At 62.3% G+C, this 19775-nt stretch carries 17 protein-coding genes; 16 read left to right on the forward strand and 1 reads right to left on the reverse strand.

The window, feature by feature from the left end:
* Nucleotides 1-12 precede the first annotated feature (12 nt).
* Nucleotides 13-2709 (reverse strand): aconitate hydratase AcnA, encoded by a 2697-nt coding sequence (gene acnA, locus PLL20_08540; GenBank protein HPD30026.1) that lies wholly within the window; start codon nucleotides 2707-2709, stop codon nucleotides 13-15.
* A gap of 1550 nt (nucleotides 2710-4259) precedes the next feature.
* On the opposite strand from acnA, the gene PLL20_08545 reads away from it, so the two are divergent.
* From PLL20_08545 to PLL20_08620, 16 genes are all read left to right on the forward strand, one after another.
* Complete coding sequence (locus tag PLL20_08545) at nucleotides 4260-6677, forward strand: tetratricopeptide repeat protein (protein ID HPD30027.1); 2418 nt, start codon at nucleotides 4260-4262, stop codon at nucleotides 6675-6677.
* Entirely contained in the window at nucleotides 6677-7198 is a 522-nt protein-coding gene (locus PLL20_08550) for a hypothetical protein (protein ID HPD30028.1), read from the forward strand. Before PLL20_08545 ends, PLL20_08550 begins: the two co-directional genes overlap by 1 nt.
* Complete coding sequence (locus tag PLL20_08555) at nucleotides 7195-8097, forward strand: ATP-binding protein (GenBank protein HPD30029.1); 903 nt, start codon at nucleotides 7195-7197, stop codon at nucleotides 8095-8097. Before PLL20_08550 ends, PLL20_08555 begins: the two co-directional genes overlap by 4 nt.
* Complete coding sequence (locus PLL20_08560; GenBank protein HPD30030.1) at nucleotides 8097-9506, forward strand: sigma-54 dependent transcriptional regulator; 1410 nt, start codon at nucleotides 8097-8099, stop codon at nucleotides 9504-9506. The genes PLL20_08555 and PLL20_08560 overlap by 1 nt, the downstream gene beginning before the upstream one ends.
* A 229-nt stretch (nucleotides 9507-9735) precedes the next feature.
* Nucleotides 9736-10170: a flagellar basal body rod protein FlgB gene (gene flgB / locus PLL20_08565; protein ID HPD30031.1), complete on the forward strand. Its 435-nt coding sequence runs from the start codon at nucleotides 9736-9738 to the stop codon at nucleotides 10168-10170.
* Between the two features lie 80 nt (nucleotides 10171-10250).
* The gene (gene flgC, locus PLL20_08570) at nucleotides 10251-10661 is read left to right on the forward strand and encodes a flagellar basal body rod protein FlgC (protein HPD30032.1); all 411 of its coding nucleotides are present in this window, start codon (nucleotides 10251-10253) and stop codon (nucleotides 10659-10661) included.
* 46 nt (nucleotides 10662-10707) lie between these two features.
* The gene (gene fliE, locus PLL20_08575; protein ID HPD30033.1) at nucleotides 10708-11025 is read left to right on the forward strand and encodes a flagellar hook-basal body complex protein FliE; all 318 of its coding nucleotides are present in this window, start codon (nucleotides 10708-10710) and stop codon (nucleotides 11023-11025) included.
* 103 nt (nucleotides 11026-11128) lie between these two features.
* Nucleotides 11129-12769, forward strand: a complete 1641-nt coding sequence (locus PLL20_08580; GenBank protein HPD30034.1) for a flagellar M-ring protein FliF C-terminal domain-containing protein — start codon at nucleotides 11129-11131, stop codon at nucleotides 12767-12769.
* A 2-nt stretch (nucleotides 12770-12771) separates the two neighbouring features.
* Nucleotides 12772-13818 carry a flagellar motor switch protein FliG gene (fliG, locus tag PLL20_08585; GenBank protein HPD30035.1) on the forward strand — a complete coding sequence of 349 codons (1047 nt, stop codon included), beginning with the start codon at nucleotides 12772-12774 and terminating at the stop codon, nucleotides 13816-13818.
* Between the two features lie 24 nt (nucleotides 13819-13842).
* Nucleotides 13843-14613, forward strand: a complete 771-nt coding sequence (locus PLL20_08590; protein HPD30036.1) for a FliH/SctL family protein — start codon at nucleotides 13843-13845, stop codon at nucleotides 14611-14613.
* Nucleotides 14610-15980, forward strand: a complete 1371-nt coding sequence (locus tag PLL20_08595) for a FliI/YscN family ATPase (protein ID HPD30037.1) — start codon at nucleotides 14610-14612, stop codon at nucleotides 15978-15980. Before PLL20_08590 ends, PLL20_08595 begins: the two co-directional genes overlap by 4 nt.
* Nucleotides 15981-15996: 16 nt before the next feature.
* On the forward strand, nucleotides 15997-16473 hold the full coding sequence (locus PLL20_08600) for a flagellar FliJ family protein (protein ID HPD30038.1): 477 nt from the start codon (nucleotides 15997-15999) through the stop codon (nucleotides 16471-16473).
* Nucleotides 16474-16517: 44 nt separating this feature from the next.
* On the forward strand, nucleotides 16518-17195 hold the full coding sequence (locus PLL20_08605) for a hypothetical protein (protein ID HPD30039.1): 678 nt from the start codon (nucleotides 16518-16520) through the stop codon (nucleotides 17193-17195).
* A 1-nt stretch (nucleotide 17196) separates the two neighbouring features.
* Nucleotides 17197-18951, forward strand: coding sequence for a flagellar hook-length control protein FliK (locus PLL20_08610; GenBank protein ID HPD30040.1), 1755 nt, complete (start codon nucleotides 17197-17199; stop codon nucleotides 18949-18951).
* Between the two features lie 89 nt (nucleotides 18952-19040).
* Complete coding sequence (locus tag PLL20_08615) at nucleotides 19041-19538, forward strand: flagellar hook capping FlgD N-terminal domain-containing protein (protein ID HPD30041.1); 498 nt, start codon at nucleotides 19041-19043, stop codon at nucleotides 19536-19538.
* 134 nt (nucleotides 19539-19672) lie between these two features.
* Nucleotides 19673-19775: flagellar basal body protein (locus PLL20_08620; protein ID HPD30042.1), on the forward strand; the 103-nt coding region annotated here is incomplete at its 3' end.

The following is a 19775-nucleotide window of genomic DNA, read 5'->3' on the forward strand; positions in this document are numbered from 1 at the left end:
GGTTGAAATGACTCAACCCCGCAGCATCCTGCGAATCACCGTCTGTAAGATCCCGCCGTTGCGGTAGTATTCGATCTCCGGCGGCGTGTCGATCCGACAAATGGTCGTGAACTCTACGACCGCGCCGTCGCTGCGGCGGGCAACCACCTTCACATCCTGTCGCGGTTTAAGGTCATTGCTCAGCCCAAGAATGTCGAACGTCTCCGTGCCCATCAGGCCGAGTGATTCGCGGTTTCGGCCCGGCTTGTATTGCAGTGGCAGGATGCCCATTCCCACCAGGTTGCTGCGGTGAATCCGCTCGAAACTCTCGGCGATCACCGCCCGGATGCCCAGCAACATCGGCCCCTTGGCCGCCCAGTCCCGCGATGAGCCGGTACCGTATTCCTTGCCGGCCAGAACGATCAGTGGCGTCCCGGTCTCTCTGTACTTCAAGGCCGCATCATAGATGCTCATCTGCTCGCCCGTTGGCAGGTAGACGGTTGTGCAGCCTTCCGTGCCGGGCGCCAGCAGGTTCCGCAGGCGAATGTTGGCGAACGTGCCGCGGACCATCACCCGGTCATTCCCTCGCCGGGCACCATAACTGTTGAAATCGGCCGGTTTGACCCCAAGCGACTGCAAATAAAGCCCGGCTGGACTTGTCGGCTTGATGGAACCGGCCGGAGAAATGTGATCCGTGGTTACCGAATCGCCCACCATCACCAGACAGCGGGCACCGGTAATCGGTTGAACCGACCCCGCTTCCGTGGCCATCTCCGTGAAGAACGGCACTTCTTGGATGTAAGTGCTGTTGACGTCCCAATCGTATAGCTCGCTCCCGCCGCAAGGCACCGATCGCCACAACTCATCGCCTTCGAACACCCTGGCGTAACAGAGGCTGAACTGCTCCGGGCTCACGCATCGCTCGACGGCCTCCCTGATCTCCTTCTCGCCCGGCCAGATGTCCTTGAGATACACGTCACGTCCGTCGGAGCCCTTCCCGATCGGCTCGCAGGTCAAATCGATGTCCGTCGTTCCGGCCAGAGCATACGCCACCACCAGCAACGGGCTGGCCAGATAGTTGGCCTTGGTCAGCGGATTGACCCGCCCCTCGAAATTGCGGTTGCCGCTCAGAACCGAAGCCACCACCAGATCGCCTTTAGTTATCGCATCAGCGATTGGCTCCGGCAGCGGCCCGCTGTTGCCGATGCAGGTGGTACAGCCATAACCCACGACGTGGAACCCGAGTCTCTCCAGTGACGGCATCAGGCCGGCTTTGATCAGGTAATCAGTGACCACCCGTGAGCCGGGCGCCAGGCTGGTCTTGACCCACGGCTTGCAAGCCAGTCCCTTCTCAACCGCTCTCCTGGCCAGCAGACCGGCCCCGAGCATCACCGACGGATTAGACGTGTTGGTGCAACTGGTAATTGAAGCGATCACGACCGCCCCGTGGTTGAGCTTGAAGCGCCAGCCGCTCCACTCAGTGTCGACGCCCTTCTCCGTCGCGACATCGGGGATCTTGTAGGACGCAGTCAAGTCTTTGCGCCATTGCTTCTTCATCACCTTCAGCGGAACCCGGTCCTGGGGCCGCCGCGGACCCGCCAGACACGGTTCCACCGTGCTCATGTCGAGTTCAAGCGTATCGCTATAAACCGGATCGGGTGTGTTCGGCCCCCTGAACAGCCCCTGTTCCTTGCAGTAACGCTCGACCAGGTCAATCAACTCCACCGGTCGACCCGTCATGGCCAGATACCACAGTGTCTGCTCGTCAACCGGAAAGAACCCCATCGTCGCGCCATATTCCGGACTCATGTTGGCCAATGTGGCACGGTCTGCCGGCGACATCTCCGCCAAGCCGGGGCCGAAAAACTCGACGAACTTGCCGACCACTCCCTTGGCTCTCAGCATCTCAGTGACCGTCAGCACAAGATCCGTGGCCGTCGCCCCCTCCGGGAGCTGGCCGGACAGTCTGAATCCGATCACCTCAGGGCTGAGCATATAGATCGGCTGCCCGAGCATGACCGCCTCGGCCTCGATTCCCCCAACACCCCAGCCCACCACCCCCAGCCCGTTGATCATGGTGGTGTGGCTGTCTGTCCCGACAACGCTGTCCGGAAACGCCAGAGTGTGTCCCCCTGCGGGGCGCGTGAGGACAACTTTGGCTAGGTACTCAAGATTCACCTGATGGATGATGCCGGTCGCCGGCGGCACCACGCGGAAGTTGTCGAAGGCCTGTTGCCCCCATTTCAGAAAGGCATACCGCTCGCGGTTCCGCTCAAACTCGATTTCCTGGTTGATGCGCAGGGCCTCGACCCTGCCGAACGCGTCCACCTGAACCGAATGATCGATGATCAGGTCACAGGGAACCTCCGGATTGATCCTTCGAGGATCCCCGCCCAGGCGCTTCAAGGCCGCCCGCATCGCCGCCAAGTCGACTAAGGCGGGTACGCCGGTGAAGTCCTGGAGAATCACCCTGCCCGGCTTGAAGGGTACTTCAGCCTCGGCCGGCTTGGGACTCCATGCTGCCAATCGGGTCACATCCTCCGCTGTCACCTGGAAACCATCCACGTTGCGCAGGACGTTCTCAAGAAGAACCCGGATCGAAAACGGGAGCTGATCGAGCTTACCAGTTCCGCAGGCCGCCAGCTTGGACAGGCTGTAGAAACGCACAGCCCCCGCCTGAGTGACCAGCGTCGACTCAACCCCGAACGGGTCGTCTCTCAGTGCTGCCATAAGTGCCTCTGTTGACGTATCTTGCGTCTGTCCTGTTCTCGCCGCATGCCCATCTACCGCCGAGCACGCCTCCGACATCGCCTGTCGAAAAACCGCCGCAATCAGCAGGCAGCACAGAAGATAGCGATTCTCTGTCTGCCTTGCCACCTCGGTGGCCGGGGCGCTGCGGGAATATGCCGAGACGAAAACCCGTCTCTCGCGCGACTATAAACAACCGCGATAGTTGTAATTGCCTGCAACGCAAATCGCGGGCATGTTTCTAATCATATGGCAGCGTCCCTTTGGGAGCATGCGTGCTACGGTGCGTCGCGAGGTTGTGGCCGGCATGGTGTGGCAGACGAGTGCGGTGCTTGGGCAATCTGGGTAATAGAACCCTACGGCGAGACAGCGGTGCGGCTTGCGCGCATGTTTCCGGATGCCAGTGCGCTTGGGTTGCGGCCCGCAAAAAGGCGGTCCGCCTTCGGTTGAGGCATGGGTGCTTGGGAGGCAGTCTTGTGCCTGCTGGATGCGGGGTTGGTCCGAATGAATGCAATGGCAAACCGGGGTGTTGCCGTTGCTCGCCGGGCCGCCCCGCAACCGGTTCGACGTGCGGAAGGCAGAAATGAAGGCATCGCCGACAGGCTTGCAGTGCTTGGTTGTGGGTTTGGGCTGCGTGCTCTCAACCGTGCTTCTCACATCGCCTCAGAGACTGCCTGCTCCCTTTCGGACAGGCATACGGACGGCGGTTGATGCAGTAGCCGGTGGCCTGTTGTGGCTGTGGGGACAGCCTTCCGAAGTGTGGCAGCAGCCTGATGAGTACCGTGACCACGGTGACCAGGCTGATGACCGTCGCCTGGACGCTTTCTTCGACACATCCCCGAACAGAGTTACCCCACCCATGAGTGAAGGCCTCGGCAACCACACGACTCTCTGAACCTCTGCGACTCGAACACGCAACACGATCGTCGCTGTTGTTGCGGAGGCAGCTTACCTCCAAGCGACGCTGAAAAGCACATGTCCCTTTTAGAACCTCACGGCCAGATATGTGTGCGACTTGCGCGCATGTTTGTGGATCGCAGAGCGCTTGGGTGGTGGCCCGCAAAAAGGCGCTCCGCCTTAGAACCCTATGGCCAGATATGTGTGCGGCTTGCGCGCATGTTTTTGGATCGCAGAGCGCTTGGGTGGTGGCCCGCAAAAAGGCGCTCCGCCTTCGATCAATCCGAGTTCCGTTGCCGCCGAATAGTTCACCGGACTGAGCAGCGCAAGTTATCGGACATTTTGTTGATGATCTCGGCAAAATCTTTCTTCCTTCCCAGCCACCTTGCGCGTCTGTGTTGTCAATACTGCCACGTGGGATGTCATCGTCCGGTAAGGCTGCTAACGCGGTTCGACCCTCGCTGATCTTGCGCGCGGATCGGCAAAAAATGTCTTCACCAGCCGGTTCGCCGCTGTTCTAAACGCCCCAGAACTGCCGACTAAGATCAAACTCGATCTCAGGTCTCAATCTTGACCCGAGCATCGGTCGTTGAAAGGGGCGGTCAGGAAGACCCCTGTTGGTTGGAAGGCTCAGGATGAGCGAAGTCATTCGGCACAGCAGCCTGGCGAAGCAGTTGGCGACGCGATGGCAGGTTCCGTTGCTGATCGTGTCGCTCGCGCTGTTGGCGGTCGGAGTCTGGCGCCTCCGTCCCGGACCGGTTCCTCCTACCTTCGAACAACTGCTGAGCGATGTGAGAGCTTTGGCCGACTCAGGCCTCTATCCCGAGGCCAGCCGGTATGCCTCTGAGCTGCTGGCTGCTCCCGACCGCACGGCCGCCGAGAGACGCCGGTTATACGCCGAGCTTGCCAGGATCATCTTTCTCCACGAACAGGGCAATGCCGTTCACGGTACGGGCAATTGCGAGCGGATCATCATCAATACAAACATGTCCCTCGGCGAGGGAGAATCGTTCGACGGACCGACGCATCGAATGCGCGCCATGGCCCTCGAGTGGCTCCAGAAGCCGGCCGCCGCCTTGGCCGAGTACCAGCAAGCAGTCGAGAAAGGCGTCCCCGACGCTTGGGAGATCCGCAAACGCATTATCGAGATCCGCCGAGCCACCCAGGGCATGAGCGCCCAGGAATTGCATGACCTGTTCGACCAGTTCATGGTCGGCGATGGAGTGAGTCAGGAACTTCAATTCTGGGCGGCGCTTCAAAAGGTCGAGCTCTTCGGACGCGAAGGAAACCACGCGGCTGCCGAGCGCTTCCTCTCGGACCATGTCGCTCGGTTCCGCGACTCGGTGTTTGCCGGTCAATTCGACTATCTTCAGGCCCTCTCATGGTATCACCTCGGCCGCAAGGATGACGCAGAGCGGCTGCTCCGCTCGGTTCGCAACCGCCTGGCCGCTTCCGATCCCACTTATATCTGCGCCGGCTGGTTGCTTGGCAGAATCCTCCAGGAACAGGAGTCGCCCGAGTTTGCGCTCTCGTTTTACGAAGACGTGCTCGACAAGGCTCCGCCGGGTCCGTATCGCACGGCGGCCATCCTCGGCCGCGCCGAAACGCTGGCTGCCCTCGAACGATTCGATGAGTCTATCGAATCGTATTCCGACGCGGTTCAGAAGACCATGGACAGCCCCTACGGATCGCTCGTCAATATCCAACAGATACGCGAATCGGCCACCGGCTGGTATCAGAACCTCCTGTCCCGCGGGCGCCCGGCCGAGGCCATGCTTTATCTCCGCCAGGCGGCCCGGCTCGTGCCCCCCGCGGATACCGAACGACAGGCCGGCTACGCGGAATGGCTGGCCGACCTGGCCATGAAACTCGGAGAATCTCTGCTGGTCGAGGAAGAGGCTTCCGCCACCGCCGCCGGCCGCGTCGCCAGGGCCCGCGAATACCTCCAAGAGGCTGCCCGCGAGTATCTCAGGCTTGCCCGACTCGCCTCGCTCAATGAGGTTCGGTCGTCCCATGCGATCTGGCGCGCCGCCGAGGCCCTCGACCGGGCCGGCGACCCTCGCCAGGCCGCGGAGGTCCTGGACCGCTTCGTCACCGACCGACCCACCAACCCACGGGTGCCGGAGGCCCTGCGGCGGCTTGGGCAGATGTACCAGTCCGTCGGCGACTACGACCGGGCTATTGCCCGATACCAGGAAAATATGGTCAAATACTCTGGAACGCCTGCCGCGGTCTCTTCACTCGTCCCCTTGGCGGATTGCTTCATCGAAAAGGGGGACCTCGAGAAAGCCGAGCAGGCCCTCTTGAGACTCGTGGGCCACAAGTCCGAGGAATCCCTCCGCTCGGTGATGCCCGAGGCCCGCGAGTATCGTGAGGCCCTGTTCCGCCTGGGCGATCTCTACATCCGCGCCGGAAAGTACGAGGAGGCTATCGCTCGCTTCCAGGAGGCCCTCGATCGCTACCCGAATGATCCCCGGAGCGGCCGGGCGATGTTCATGCTCGCCGAGTCCCATCGCATCAGCGCCGACCGGCTCTACGACGACTACGGCGATCCCAGAAACGCGCCGCACAAGGACCGCCTGCGGGCCACGTACGTCGAGCGGCTCAACAAGGCACGCCGGCTCTACGACGGCCTGATTGAGCGATTCCGCGCCCGCGATGCCTCGACGGTCGGCCTGCTCGACCGGGCCTACGTCAAACTGAGCCACTTCTACAGGGCCGATGTGGTTCACGATCTTGCCCGCGTCTCCGATCCGTCGGACCTGAGGCCCTTTGTCGAGTCCCTCGAATTGTATGACCGCGCGGCGTGGTTGTATCAGGACGATCCGTTGGCCATGTCCGCCTATATCCAGATGATCAACTGCTACATCCGGTTGGGAAAGATCGACAAGGCGAGAATGACGCTGCAACGGGCCCGCTGGGCGCTCAAGGGTATCTCAGATGAGGCGTTCACCAAGTACTCCCCGGATGAGGACCGCGAATACTGGACGGCATACCTCGACTGGCTTGAGAAAACGCCGACCTTTTCGGTCGTCCTCGCGGGGACTCCGTGATGCGAATGACGGGAAACCTTCCCGGAAAGGAAACGTCGATGAACGTGACCGGCTCAACACCCGAGGCGAAAAGCGATGAGCGGGACGACGTGCTCGAAATCCTGACCGAGCAGTGCGCGCTCTGTCGGCAACTCAAGGGGTTGGCCGACCGTCAGCGAATGCTGATCGCTTCGGATCAGGCGGAGATGCTTCTCGAAGTGCTCGGCCGGCGCCGGCAGATCATCGACCGGCTGGCAGCGCTGGCCAACCGGATGCGGCCTTATCAGCAATGTTGGACCGAGGTCCGCTCACGTATGGCCGATGACGACGCCCGGCGGGCCGATGAGATGATCTCAGAGCTCAACGCCGCTCTGGCCGGCATCCTGCAGGGCGACAAGGCCGACGCCGAGATCCTCGCCGGCCGACGCCGGGAGACCGCATCCGACCTCGGTCGCCTGAAAGCCACGCGAATGGCGGGAGCGGCCTACGCCGCCAGCCAGGAAGGGCCGCAAGTCTCGCAAGTGGAGTGGACGGACCAATGAGTGTCGTAACGCCACAGATCACGGACCGCGAAAAAGAGCTGGCCGCCATCATCGCCGCCTACAACGACGTGACCGACCAGCTCAAGCGGGCGCACGACAAGCTCGGGCAGGAGGTGCGTCACCTGCGCCGGGAACTGGCCCGTAAGAACGCCGAGTTGCGCCGCCGTGAGCGGCTTGCCGCGCTCGGCGAGATGGCCGCCGGCGTTGCCCACGAAATCCGCAATCCTCTCAGCGGCATCCGCTTGTATGCCTCGCTGCTGTGCCGCGATCTCCGGGACCGGCCTGCGGAGCTGCGCACCGTCGAAAAGATCAGTAAGTGCGTCGGCGCCTTGGAGGAGATCGTTTCGGATATTCTCCATTTCGGCCGGCCGACGACCCCCAACCCCGCTCCGGTCAGACTCGGAATCGTGGTGCGGCAGGCCGTCGAACTGGCCGCCAGCCGGATGCGGGAGGCGGCAATAGCTTTCGAGGTGGACGACGAAGTCGACGGCTTTGAACTGGTCACCGACGCCGCATTGCTCCAGCGGGCCTTGACAAACCTCTTGATCAACGCCGCCGAGGCGTCGGCCGGCCTCCCCGCCCGAGAACCGCACGTCCGGGTGCGCGCGGATCGCAACACGACCGATCGTCTCGCCGTTCGAATCGAAGACAATGGCCCCGGCATCCCCCCGGAGCTCATGGATCGAATCTTCAATCCGTTTTTCACCACCAAGCACAACGGAACGGGCCTGGGACTGGCTATCGTGCATCAGATCGCCGAGACCCTGGGAGGCAGCGTCCGGGCCGCCAACCGGCCCGAAGGCGGAGCCGTGTTCACCCTCCTCATTCCAGTGCGATACGAGGAGTCGCCCCTCCCGGAAGAGTTCGCTTTCGGTCAACCCCGCGAGGAGGTTCTCTAATGGGTCGAGTCTGCGTTGTGGACGACAAGGAAGTATTGCGAGAGTCGATCGCCGAAACGTTGTCGCGGGACGACCATGTCGTGACAACCTTCGGCGATCCGATCGAGGCCCTGGAAGCAATCAAAAGCGGGTCGTTCGATTGCGTCATTACCGACCTCAAAATGCCGGGCATGGACGGCGTGACGCTCCTCCGCGAGATGCGGGCCGCCGAATGCGACGCCTCGGTCATCGTCATGACCGCCTTCGGCACGATCGAGTCCGCCGTCGAGGCGATGAAACTGGGAGCCCTGGATTACATCCAGAAGCCTTTCGAGGCCGAGCAGCTTTCGCTTCTGGTGGACCGCGCCATTCAGCATGCACGCCTGCGATCCGAAAACGAAGCCCTCAAGCGGTCCATGACTGACGGCGAAACCCGGGAAATGATTGGCGACTCGCCGGCAATGCGGGTGGTACGCGAAACCATCGCCCGGATCGCACCGAGCAACAACACCGTGCTTATCCAGGGCGAATCGGGAACCGGCAAGGAACTGGTCGCCCGGCGATTGCACGGCGCCTCCGGACGGGCCGGCCGCCCCATGCTGTGCCTGAATTGCGCGGCCTTGTCAAGCAACCTGCTGGAAAGCGAATTGTTCGGACACGAACGGGGGGCCTTCACCGGCGCCGACCGGGCCCGCAAGGGACGATTTGAACTGGCCGATGGCGGCACGCTGCTCCTTGATGAGGTCAGCGAGATTCCCCTTCCCCTCCAAGCCAAGCTGCTCCGCGTGCTCCAGGAACGACAGTTCGAGCGCGTCGGCAGCAGCACCACCCGAACCGTGGATGTTCGCGTGATCGCCACAACCAATCGCAATCTTCCCGATTGGGTGGCCCGGAAACGCTTCCGCGAGGACCTTTACTTCCGCCTCAGCGTCCTTCCGCTGACGATTCCGCCGCTGCGCGAACGACGTGACGACATTCCCATGCTGGTCAATTACTTTCTCACGCGGGCCGCTTCCCGGGCGGGGCACCCGGTGTTGCGGGTATCCGACGGGGCGATGCGCCTCCTGACCGATTATGACTGGCCGGGTAACGTTCGAGAACTCGAAAACCTGTGCGAGCGGGCATCGGTGCTGGTACTCGACGGAGTGCTCACCGAGCAGATCATCGTTCCGTGGCTCAACGGAATTCAGCGCGCCGAGTCGTTCCCCGAAAAACTTCGCCACGGCCACATCATTGAGGACATGGAGCGGCTGTTGATCGAGAAAACCTTGCGGGAATGCGCCGGCCATCGGGCCAGGACCGCCGAGGCCCTCGGAATCGGCGTGCGAACGCTGACCCTCAAACTCAAACAGTGGCGGGAACAGGACGAGGCCAGACGATCTCTGCTGGCGGCCCAGAGCAGCGGTGCAATGCTCGTCGGATCCAAGTGAGGAAAGACCGAGGTCCAGACGTGATGCGATCGCGAAAACAACTGCACGGCAAGGCGGCAAGAACCGCGCGTCAGGCGCAGAAATTGCGCTTCAGAGCCGCCAAATTGCCTGTTTTCACATTCGCAAACCGCCTTGACCCGTCTGGTATCGATTTTGCTGATTCAATACCCCGCAGCGCGGCAAGTTCGCGCCGACGCGCCCGATTCCGCGCTCTGGACAGGAAGACGTGATGCTCTTTCACGGTGCGGTCAATAGCGGGACAGTCCCGGTGCTTGAGAAGGTGCTGGCCTATACCCATGCCAGACACCGGATGTTGACCGAGAACATCGCCAACATCGACACCCCCGGGTACAAGGCCCGGCAGCTCAACGTGCGGGCCTTTCAGAACGCCCTGAAAGAGGCGATTGCCAGGCGGCCCAGTGAGCGAGGCCCCCTGAGCCTCCGAGGAGCCCGCGAGTTCCGGGAAGACGCCTCAGGTTGCCTGGTGGTGACTCCGACCGAGGAACCGGCGGAGAACGTCCTCTTTCATGACCGAACGAACATGAGGATCGAGAGGCAGATGGCGATGTTGGCCGAGAACACGCTCATGCACCAGATTGCCTCGGATCGGCTCAAGGGCCGGTTTGATCAACTCATGACCGCGATCCGGGGAACAGTGGCATGATCCAGGCCCGGCGCGCGGCAGGCGCCTCCGGCACGAAGGCCGGTGTGCATCGCCACAACGGCGGAAGATGAGGTGATGGAATGTTTGGCTCGCTCGATGTCAGCACGTCGGCGTTGGTCGCCCAGAGGATCCGAATGGATACGATCCACGGCAACATCGCCAACGCCCAGGCGACACAACGCGCCGACGGCCGGCCGGGCCCCTACAAGCGGCGAATCGCGGTTTTTCAGACCGGTGATGGCGCCGGCCGGCCTGGAGTGCATGTCAGCAAAATCGTCGAGGATCCGACGGTGGGACAGCGCGTCTATGAGCCCGAACACCCGCACGCGATCAAGTCCGGGCCGTACCAGGGCTACGTCGAGTATCCCAACGTCGATCTACCCACCGAGATGGTCAATGCGATTCTGGCCACTCGCGCGTATGAAGCCAACATCACCGCCATGGAGGCCACAAAAAACATGATATCCGCCAGCTTGCGGATTCTCGCATGAGAGGATGCGACAGCACAGGTCGCCGTTTCGGTAGAAAGGCAGACACATGCCCGACCCACTCAGTATCCATGGAATTGGCGCGGGTCAACCGCCCGGCCCCCTTGGCAGGACGCTCTCAACCGGTGCGGGCCGCGAGACCGGCGGGCCCTCGTTCCGCGAGGTCCTGCTCAATAGCCTCGAACAAGTCAACCGCCTTCAGCAAGAGGCCAACGAGGGCGTCGAGAAAATCATGACCGGCCAGACCGACAACCTGGCCGCCGTGTTCAGTGCCGTGCGAAAGTCCGAGGTGGCTTTCAGCATGCTCATGGAGATGCGAAACAAGTTGATCGACGCATATCGCGAGATCCAGCAGATGCGCGTGTAACGCGGGGTGAGTGATCCCCGCCGCGCCGGTCGAAATCGGTTGTTGCGGGCCGGAACGGCAAGGAGGCCTCGGGGCCCGGCCGCAATGAGGGAGGCTGACAGGAATGGAATTCCTTAGAAAGATCGCGCTCCAGACCAAGGTCCATCTTCAGGGACTGACGACCTCACAGAAGCTGGCGATCGTCTTATCGGTCATCCTGATCGCAGTGGCTGTCTTGGCCCTCGTTCGTTGGGCGGCCGAACCGGCGATGGTGATCCTCCTCGATCAGCCCCTGACCCCGGAGGCGTCCGCTCGTATCCAGCAGTTCCTCGATGCCGCCGGCGTCAAATACGAACTGGCCGGCGACGTTGTCCGCGTGCCCATCGATCAACGCCCCAGGCTCCTGGCCCAGCTTACCCAGCAGAAGCTGCTCCCCGATGACATCAGCCTCGGATTCGCCAAGCTGATCGGCGAGGCCAGCAATCCCTGGCTGCCCATGCAGGAGCAGGACCGGCGCTGGAACGTGGCCCGCTGTAACGAGCTGGCCCGCGTGCTCAGGGAATTCAACGGCATCCGCGATGCCCGCGTGTTCGTCGAGACGGCCACCAGACGCCATGTCGGACAACCCAACGCCCAACCAACCGCCAGCGTGTCCGTCAAGTTGGCCGACGGCGCGACTCTGGACAAGGAACTCGTCCGGGCGATCGCCGGCTTCGTCAGCTCGGCCGTGTCCAACCTCAGCATATACAACGTCACCGTGGCCGACGCCACCACCGGCCGCGCAGCCGGCGTGCCAAGACCCGAGGACGGAATGGATGCCGATGACATCGATCGGCGGAAGGCGAAGGAGGAGTACTTTGCTAACAAGATTCGCGAACTGCTCAGCGATATCCCCGTGTCTGTGAAGGTCTATTGCGAGCTCGAACCCGAGTCGCGACAGGAGATCAAGGAGGTCTACGGCAAGCCGGTCATTGCGACCGAGTCCACGACGTCGGAGACCGACACGACCTCAACCATGGCGGGTGAGCCGGGTGTGGTTCCGAATACCACCGTCTCCGTCGCCGGTGGCGCACCCGTCAACAACCATGAGAAGACAACCAGCGATATGACTTATAAGTCCGAGGCCGACAAAACGGTCACCCAGACCAAGCGGCCTCGAGATACCATCAAAAGCATCTCGGCGTCCGTTACCATCCCCAAGAGCTATCTGCTCAACGTTTTCAATCTTCCCAAGGAGACGTCCGACCAGGAGTTGGACACGGCAAGCACCAGCCTGCGCGAGAAAATCAAGAAGTCGGTGATGACCGCCCTGGCGATTCCGCCCGATGCCGAGGAACGCGTTACCGTCGATTGGTTTCCGGATGCCGGGGCCCTGGCGTTGGCTCACCTCGGTTCGTCCGGAGCCGGCGAGGGCGTCATGAGCATGGTCTCAACGCATTGGGACAAGGCCGGAATGGCCGTGCTGGCCGTCCTCGGGCTGCTGATGATGTTGATGATGGTCCGCAAAGTGGGTGAAGCACCTGTGCTGCCGGGCGAGGACTCCCCAAAGGCCGGAAGGAAAGGAAAACTGCCCGTGGCCGAGGTCGAAGAAGAGGTGCCGGTTAGCGAGGCAAAGGAAACCGAGCCGCTCTTGGTCGGAAAAGAGGTCGACGAAGAAACCCTACGTGCCCGGCAGATCGTTGAACAGGTGGGCGAACTGATCAAGGGAGACCCCGTGTCCTCCGCAAGTATCCTCCAGCGCTGGATTGAGGAGGCGAACGCGTAACCGTGGCGAAGAAGGGTAAGAACAAGGAGAACGAACAGGGCGCCGAGAAGGGATTCACCGGCATCCGAAAGGTTGCCGCCTTCCTTCTGGCCATCGGACCGGAGGCGGCGGGAAGCCTCTTGCGACGCATGGATCGCGAAATCGTCGAGGACGTGACCCGCGAGGTCGCTTCTCTCGGAGTCGTCCCGCCCGAACAACAGAAGGCCATCGTTGAAGAGTTCTATAACGTCGCTCTGGCCAGACAGTATGCCAACGAGGGCGGCTTGTCTTATGCCCGCGCCCTCCTCGAGCGGGCCTTGTCCAAGGAAGAGGCCGCCCGTGTCATGCAGCAGATCGAGCATCAGGTGCATCAGCAGCCCTTCAGCTTCCTCCAGAAGGCCGAGAGTGAGCACCTCCTGACCTTCATGCAGGATGAGCATCCTCAGACCATCGCCCTGATCCTTGCCCACCTGCCCAGCAGCAAGGGCAGCGAGATTCTGTCCGGACTCCCGCCCGCCAAGCAGATTGAGGTCGTCACCCGCGTGGCCAACATGGAACAAACCAACCCCGAGGTCATTCGCGAGGTCGAAAAAGGACTCGAACAGCGGTTGTCGGGCGTCATGACCCAGCAGTTCCAGAAGGTCGGCGGCGTCGAGGCCGTGGCCGAAATGCTCAACCTGTCGGATCGGGCGACTGAAAAAGGCATCCTCGAAACCCTTGAGGCCGAGGACCCCGAACTCGTTGAACAGATCCGGCGGCTCATGTTCGTGTTCGAGGACATCCTGCTCGTCAATGACAAGGGGATTCAGGCCCTGCTCAAGGAAATCGACAACGACGAGCTGGCCCTGGCACTCAAGACGGCCAGCGACGAGATGAAGGAGAAGATCTTCAGCAATATGTCCGAACGAGCGGCCCAGTTGATCAAGGAAGACATGGAATACATGGGCCCCGTCCGATTGAGCGACGTCGAAGCCGCTCAGCAACGCATCGTCGACGTCGTCAGACGTCTGGAAGATGCCGGGGAAATCATCATCTCCGGTCGCGGCGGCGAGTCCGACGTGGTGGTGTGAGAGGCGCGTTGAGGAGGTCGCGGCATGGCCCGCAGATCAACGGTTATTAAGGCGGCAGAGGCACTTCCCTTCCAGGGCGCGGTACTCAAGCCGTTTCACCTCAGCGACATGATGGGTGAAGTCAAGGCCGCCCTCATCCAGGCCCAGGCCGACGCCGCCCGAATCGTCAGACAGGCCAAGGCCCAGGAGGACGCCATCCGCCGGGCGGGTTACGAGGCCGGTTATCAGGCCGGCTTCGCGAAAGGCCTCGAAGAGGGGCGAGAAAAAGGCCATGCCCAAGCCTTTGCTGAAGCCAAAGCCCAGTTCGCCGCGACCCACAAGAGCCTCCTGTCCTCTTGCGAGAAGATCATCGCGGATATCGAGGAACGCCGGGCCGCCTGGCAGGCCGCCGCCCGCCAGGATCTCGTCGATCTGGCCATGGCCGTCGCGCGCCGGATCGTTCGCCACGTCAGCGAAAACGATCGCCGCGTGGTGGTCGAGAACCTCGAGGAGGCCATTCGTCTCGCCGGAGAACGGTCCGACGTGACCATCAAGATCAACCCGGCCGATGCCCAGGCGGTTCGTGTGTTCGCGGAGTCCCTGGCCGATCGGCAGGCCTCCTGCAAGCTCGTGAAAATCGTTGAAGCCCCCGAAATCTCGCCCGGCGGTTGCTGGGTTCAATGGGGCAGCGGCGCGGTCGATGCCCGCATCGAGACGCAGCTTGACCGCATCGCCGCGGAACTGGGGGTCCGCGGAACACCGTCGATTCAGCATGCCGCGGAAAATATGACCCGGGAGGGTCCGGAAAACGCATGAACGCGTTCGCAAAAGAGATCGAGATGGTCGACTCCATGGTCACTCCGTCCCTCGTCGGGCGGGTCGTGGACGTCACCGGTCTGACCATCACGGTCTCGGGCCTCCCCGCGCCGATCGGAGCGATGTGCACGATCGAACGGCAGAACGGTACCCGCATCGAGGCCCAGGTCGTCGGCTTCAGAAACGACCACACCATCGTCATGCCCCTGCAGGACACGCTCGGCGTGGCCAGAGGCGACAACGTGACCGCCTGGCCCGGCGAGGCGAAAGTCCCCCTCTGCGACGAGATGATCGGACGCGTGATGGACGGCCTGGGCCGTGTCATCGACAACGGCCCGCCGCTCTATTGCGATACCTGTTACCCGGTCTATCGCCCCGCTCCCCGCGCCCTCGAGCGCCCTCGGATCTCCCATCCGTTGTCCACCGGCATCCGCTCAATCGACGCCCTCTTGACCGCCGGTCGGGGGCAACGTCTTGGACTCTTCTCCGGAACCGGCGTCGGCAAGAGCGTATTGTTGGGCATGATCGCCCGTTACACCGATGCCGATGTGACCGTCCTGGCGCTCATCGGAGAACGCGGCCGCGAGGTCAATGAGTTCCTGCAGAATGACCTCGGGCCGGAAGGACGCCGCAAAACCGTACTGGTACTCAGCACCTCCGACGAGTCGCCCGTCCTGCGCGTACGCGCGGGATTCGTCGCCACGGCGGTTGCCGAGTACTTCCGCGATCGCGGCAAGAACGTACTCTTGCTCATGGATTCAATCACCCGCATCGCCATGGCTCAGCGACAGATCGGCCTGGCCGCCGGAGAACCGCCCGCGACCAAGGGATATACACCCAGCGCGTTCGCGCTGCTCCCGCAGTTGCTCGAGCGCGCCGGCCAGACGGAGAACGGCAGCATTACCGGCTTCTATACCGTCCTGGTCGAGGCGGATGACATCAATGATCCGGTCGGCGACGCCGTCCGGGGCATTCTCGACGGCCATGTCTGGCTCTCGCGGGCATTGGCCAACAAGTCCCATTACCCCGCCGTCAGCGTCTCCGAGAGCATCAGCAGAGTGATGAGTTCCATCGTCGATCCGCAGCATCTGGCCGCGGCCAGAACCGTCATGAAGGCCGTCGCGATCTGGAACGAGATCGAGGACCTGGTGAATATCGGGGCATACGCCGCCGGCGCGAACGCCGAATACGACGCCGTGATCCAGACCCGTCCCGCCGTCCTGGCTTTCTTGCAGCAGGGGGTGGCCCAGCGGGTCAGTTTCGCCGAGGCACGCCAGCAGTTGCTCGCCTTGGCTCAGCAGATCGAGGAAACCACCCGCAGACTGTCAAGGGAGGGCGGCCGTGCCCGAACGGTCACGGCGGCATAACGCAAGAGAGTAGAACATGCCCAGACGATTCAAATTCCGGTTCGCGACCATGCTCAAGATCCGCCGCCAGCGCGAGGATGAGCAGAAACGCATCGTGGCCGAACGGTTACGCCAGATCCGCCAGACGCGAGACCATCGTCTGGTCCTCCAACGACAGATCGAGGACGAGGTCGACGCCATCCGCCACAGCCAGACCGGCGGGGCAATCGATATTCAACAGGTCATGAGGCACCGCCATTGGCTGAGCCACCTTCATAAGGGCGTCTTGGAAGCCGACGCCCGCTTGCGCTTCCTGGAGGCCCGGCTGGCACAGGAACGCGTGGTTCTGGCCGAGGCGGTCAAGCAGAGGAAGATTCTGGAAAAACTGAAGGAGCGTCAATGGCAACGGCACCTCCGCGAGCAAGGTGTTCTCGAAGTGAAGGAAGGCGACGAGTTGGCCGCCGTTCGATACGTGTTCGGCCGCGACGCCGATGCCGAACTGCTGCGGACCTGACCGCCGCCGTCCGCACGTAGCCTCAACGAGGATCGATCTGAACCATGTTGAAGCGTTTCTACCATCTTCTGGCCTTGCTGGCGCTGATCAACCTCTTCGCCGTGGCGGGTTTCGTCGGCTACCTGTTCGCCAGCGGGCGCCTCGACGCCGAGCGAGCCAGGCAGATCGCCGTCGTACTGAGAGGCGAATTCCCTGCGTCGCAGCCGGCCGCTGCCGCCGGCACGCCGACGCCGCGTGATGAGAGCCCCCAAGCCTCCGGCGACGAGATCGCCCGGCAGCAGCAGACCAAGGAACTCCTCGCCCTTCAGGAGAGACGCCGGGCACGCGATCTGCGGGACCGGGATCTGCTCGACAAGCGCATCCAACTCGAGACCCGTCAACTGCTCGAGAAGCTCGAGCGCAAAGAAAACGAACTGAAGCAGCAGAAACAGGTCTTCGAGAAGGAGGGCGAGCAGGCGGGATTCGATCGCCAGCTCAACCTCTTGTCCAAGACGGAACCTAAACTCGCGCTGCAGTTGCTCAAGAATCAGATCAAGGAACCCGACGCGGTTCAGCTTCTGATGAAAATGGATGAGAACCGCGTCAAAGGAATTATCAACGCCTGTAAGACGGAAGAGGATAAGGCCTGGATCGGGAGGATCCTGAACCAGATTGGCAAATATGGAAGCTCAACGGCGGCCGGTGGGGATGATTCCGGCAAGCCCGCATCCGACGGAGGATGACATGCCCACCGTGGAATGGGCGGAAGTCCGGACTGTTGCACACTCAGCGCAGACCGTCCGCGATAAGCCCGAGCAGCTCGATGACGTGTTTGCGGTTGTCTTCGATTCGGCCCGCCGCTCGGTCGGCTCGCGCGTCGACCGGACCGTGCGCGAGCAACAGCATCGCGCCGCCGACAAAGACAAAGCGGCAGCTACGCGCGATCCCCAGGCCGTGACCTCCGGCCGGTCGAAAAGCAAGGGCGCGGAAGGACCTCAGGAACCCAAGAAGAACCAGCAGACCGCAAAACCCGAATCGCCGGTGAAGGGAACGCCGATCGAGCCCGCTCAGGCTGAGTCTCCGCAACCCGCCCCTGCCGAGGAATCCCCTCGGGCAAACGAACCCCTCGTTGTCGAACACGCAACGGAGCCGAGCGCCGCCGATCCGGTCCCGCAAGTCCCGCCTGAGCTGAAGCCGGCGCCCTCCCAAAAGAGCTCGGAGCAGACAAAAGCTGCGCAAAACCTGCTGTGGAAACCAACACCCGGGGCAACCGAGTTCCCGATGGACACCGCCCCGGCAGAGAACCGGGTAGACGACTCGCCGACGACGCAAACCTCGCCCCAGCTTGTAATCTGGGCGGTTGCCGATCCGGTTGCGGCAGTCATCCCGGATATCCCGGCGACGGCTCAGGCGGGCGACGCCGCCCCTGGCGGGTGGGCTCCTCCGCAGGCGACTGAAGTCTCGGCAACCCGCGAGACAACCGGAACCTCTTCCGGCGAGCAGGCTCCGCAGCCTGCTTCCGGCGCGAACGTCCAACCGGCACAGGAACTGTCAATCTCCGTCTGGCAGTTCCTTCGAGGCGTCGCCGCCCATCTGGAACAGGCGATCGAGACCCGGGATCGCAGGGCGATGAATAAACAGCCTGCCAGTTGTTCAGAACCAACGGTCGCGGCCCGGCCGACCGGCGAGACGCCTCCCAACCCGATGACGAAACCGCCGCTGCTCGGCAGCTTGGAAAACGGTAGCTCCACAAACAAGCAGTTGCTCGGGCAGGACGAAAACCGCTCACCGGAACATGATGCGGCCTCACAAGCGTCTTCCGGCGATGCGGCCAGGAACGCGGACGGTTCCGCCCATCAAACCGACACCAATGACGAGTTCAGGGGTCTGCTGGAACTTGCCGGACGTGTACGCGGACGGATCGTCTCGCCTGATCTTCAACCTGCCCCCGCCTCGTTCGGGCGCGATTTGGGCGGCCAGGGCATCAGTCTGAAGGAGGCCCGGGCAATGACCGAGCTCGCCGACGTCGTCCGGGCGAATATCGGCGCGAGGCATTCGTCTATGGTCCTCAAGCTCGAGCCCCCGGAACTCGGCCGGCTCAGGGTCGACGTCCGCACGCACGGCGATGAACTGACACTGCGACTGCAGGCCGACTCCCTCTTGGGACGAGATGCCCTCCAGAGCCGCATCAACGAGCTGCGGAGTTCCCTCGAGCAACACGGCTTCAAACTCAACCAGATCCAGGTCGAACTGCGGGTTCCCCAGGCCAATCCTGGTGAAGCCCATCAGGACCGGCCGTTCCAGCAACAGGAACACTCGGATGGCCAGTCTTCCCATGAGCCCGCATGGCAGGGGCACGAAGGCGGCGGAAGTCAGACTCCTTCGGAATCAGAATGGTCGAACGAAGCTTTCGCGTTCTCCCAGGAGAACGCTTCATCCGGGGAGGAGCAGGATCGGGTCGATCGTCTGGCGGAGACGGGCGTCGACCTGGTTGTGTGACAAGGCGCGTGCAGATCCGCCCCGTCGGAGGACGGGGCGGATCCATCCGCCTGTCCCGGCTGCGCCGGGACGGCTGAGAGGACAACAAGATGCAGATAACAGCAACACGGTACACGGACGGTTCGACCGCGCAGACGACAACCCAGCGGGATGTGTCCGGCATCAGCGGCCAGGATTTCATGAAGATCCTGATTAAACAGCTTCAGCTTCAGGATCCCTTCGAGCCCATGACCAACCAGGAAATGATCTCCCAGATGGCCACCATCCGGGAACTGGAGATGAACACCCGCCTCACCGAGCGGCTCGAACAACTTACCGATCAGCAGAGAGTCGCCTCTGCTTCCGGACTGATCGGCAAGCAGATCAAGGGCATCGTCACCGATTCGAACGGAAACGAGTATGAACTCAAAGGTCTTGTGACCGGCATCGAGTTCACCAGCAGAGGCGAGATACTGCTGCGGCTCGACAACGGATTGAGATTGCCCATCACCAGCTTGACCGAGGTCACGGAGCCGCGATCGGATCTGGAAACGGAGGAGGATTCGGAGTCGGCCTCGCAGGAAGAAAAATCAGAGGCTGCGGCATGATTCAAGGGTTTCGTCCGGCCGATTGTGCGAACGGCAACGGCCGATGCAAGTAATCGACATGACAGGCTGTCTCGGCCGCAAGAGCCGAGCCGGATCAGAAGAAAAGGAGACGGGCAATGGGATTGACCAGTGCAATGTATACCGGCCTTTCGGGCCTGAATGCCAACCAGTATCGGATCGACACCGTCGGCAACAACATCGCCAACGTGAATACCACCGCCTTCAAGGGAAGCCGGG

The sequence above is a fragment of the Phycisphaerae bacterium genome, from assembly GCA_035384605.1.
Lineage (GTDB): Bacteria > Planctomycetota > Phycisphaerae > UBA1845 > PWPN01 > JAUCQB01.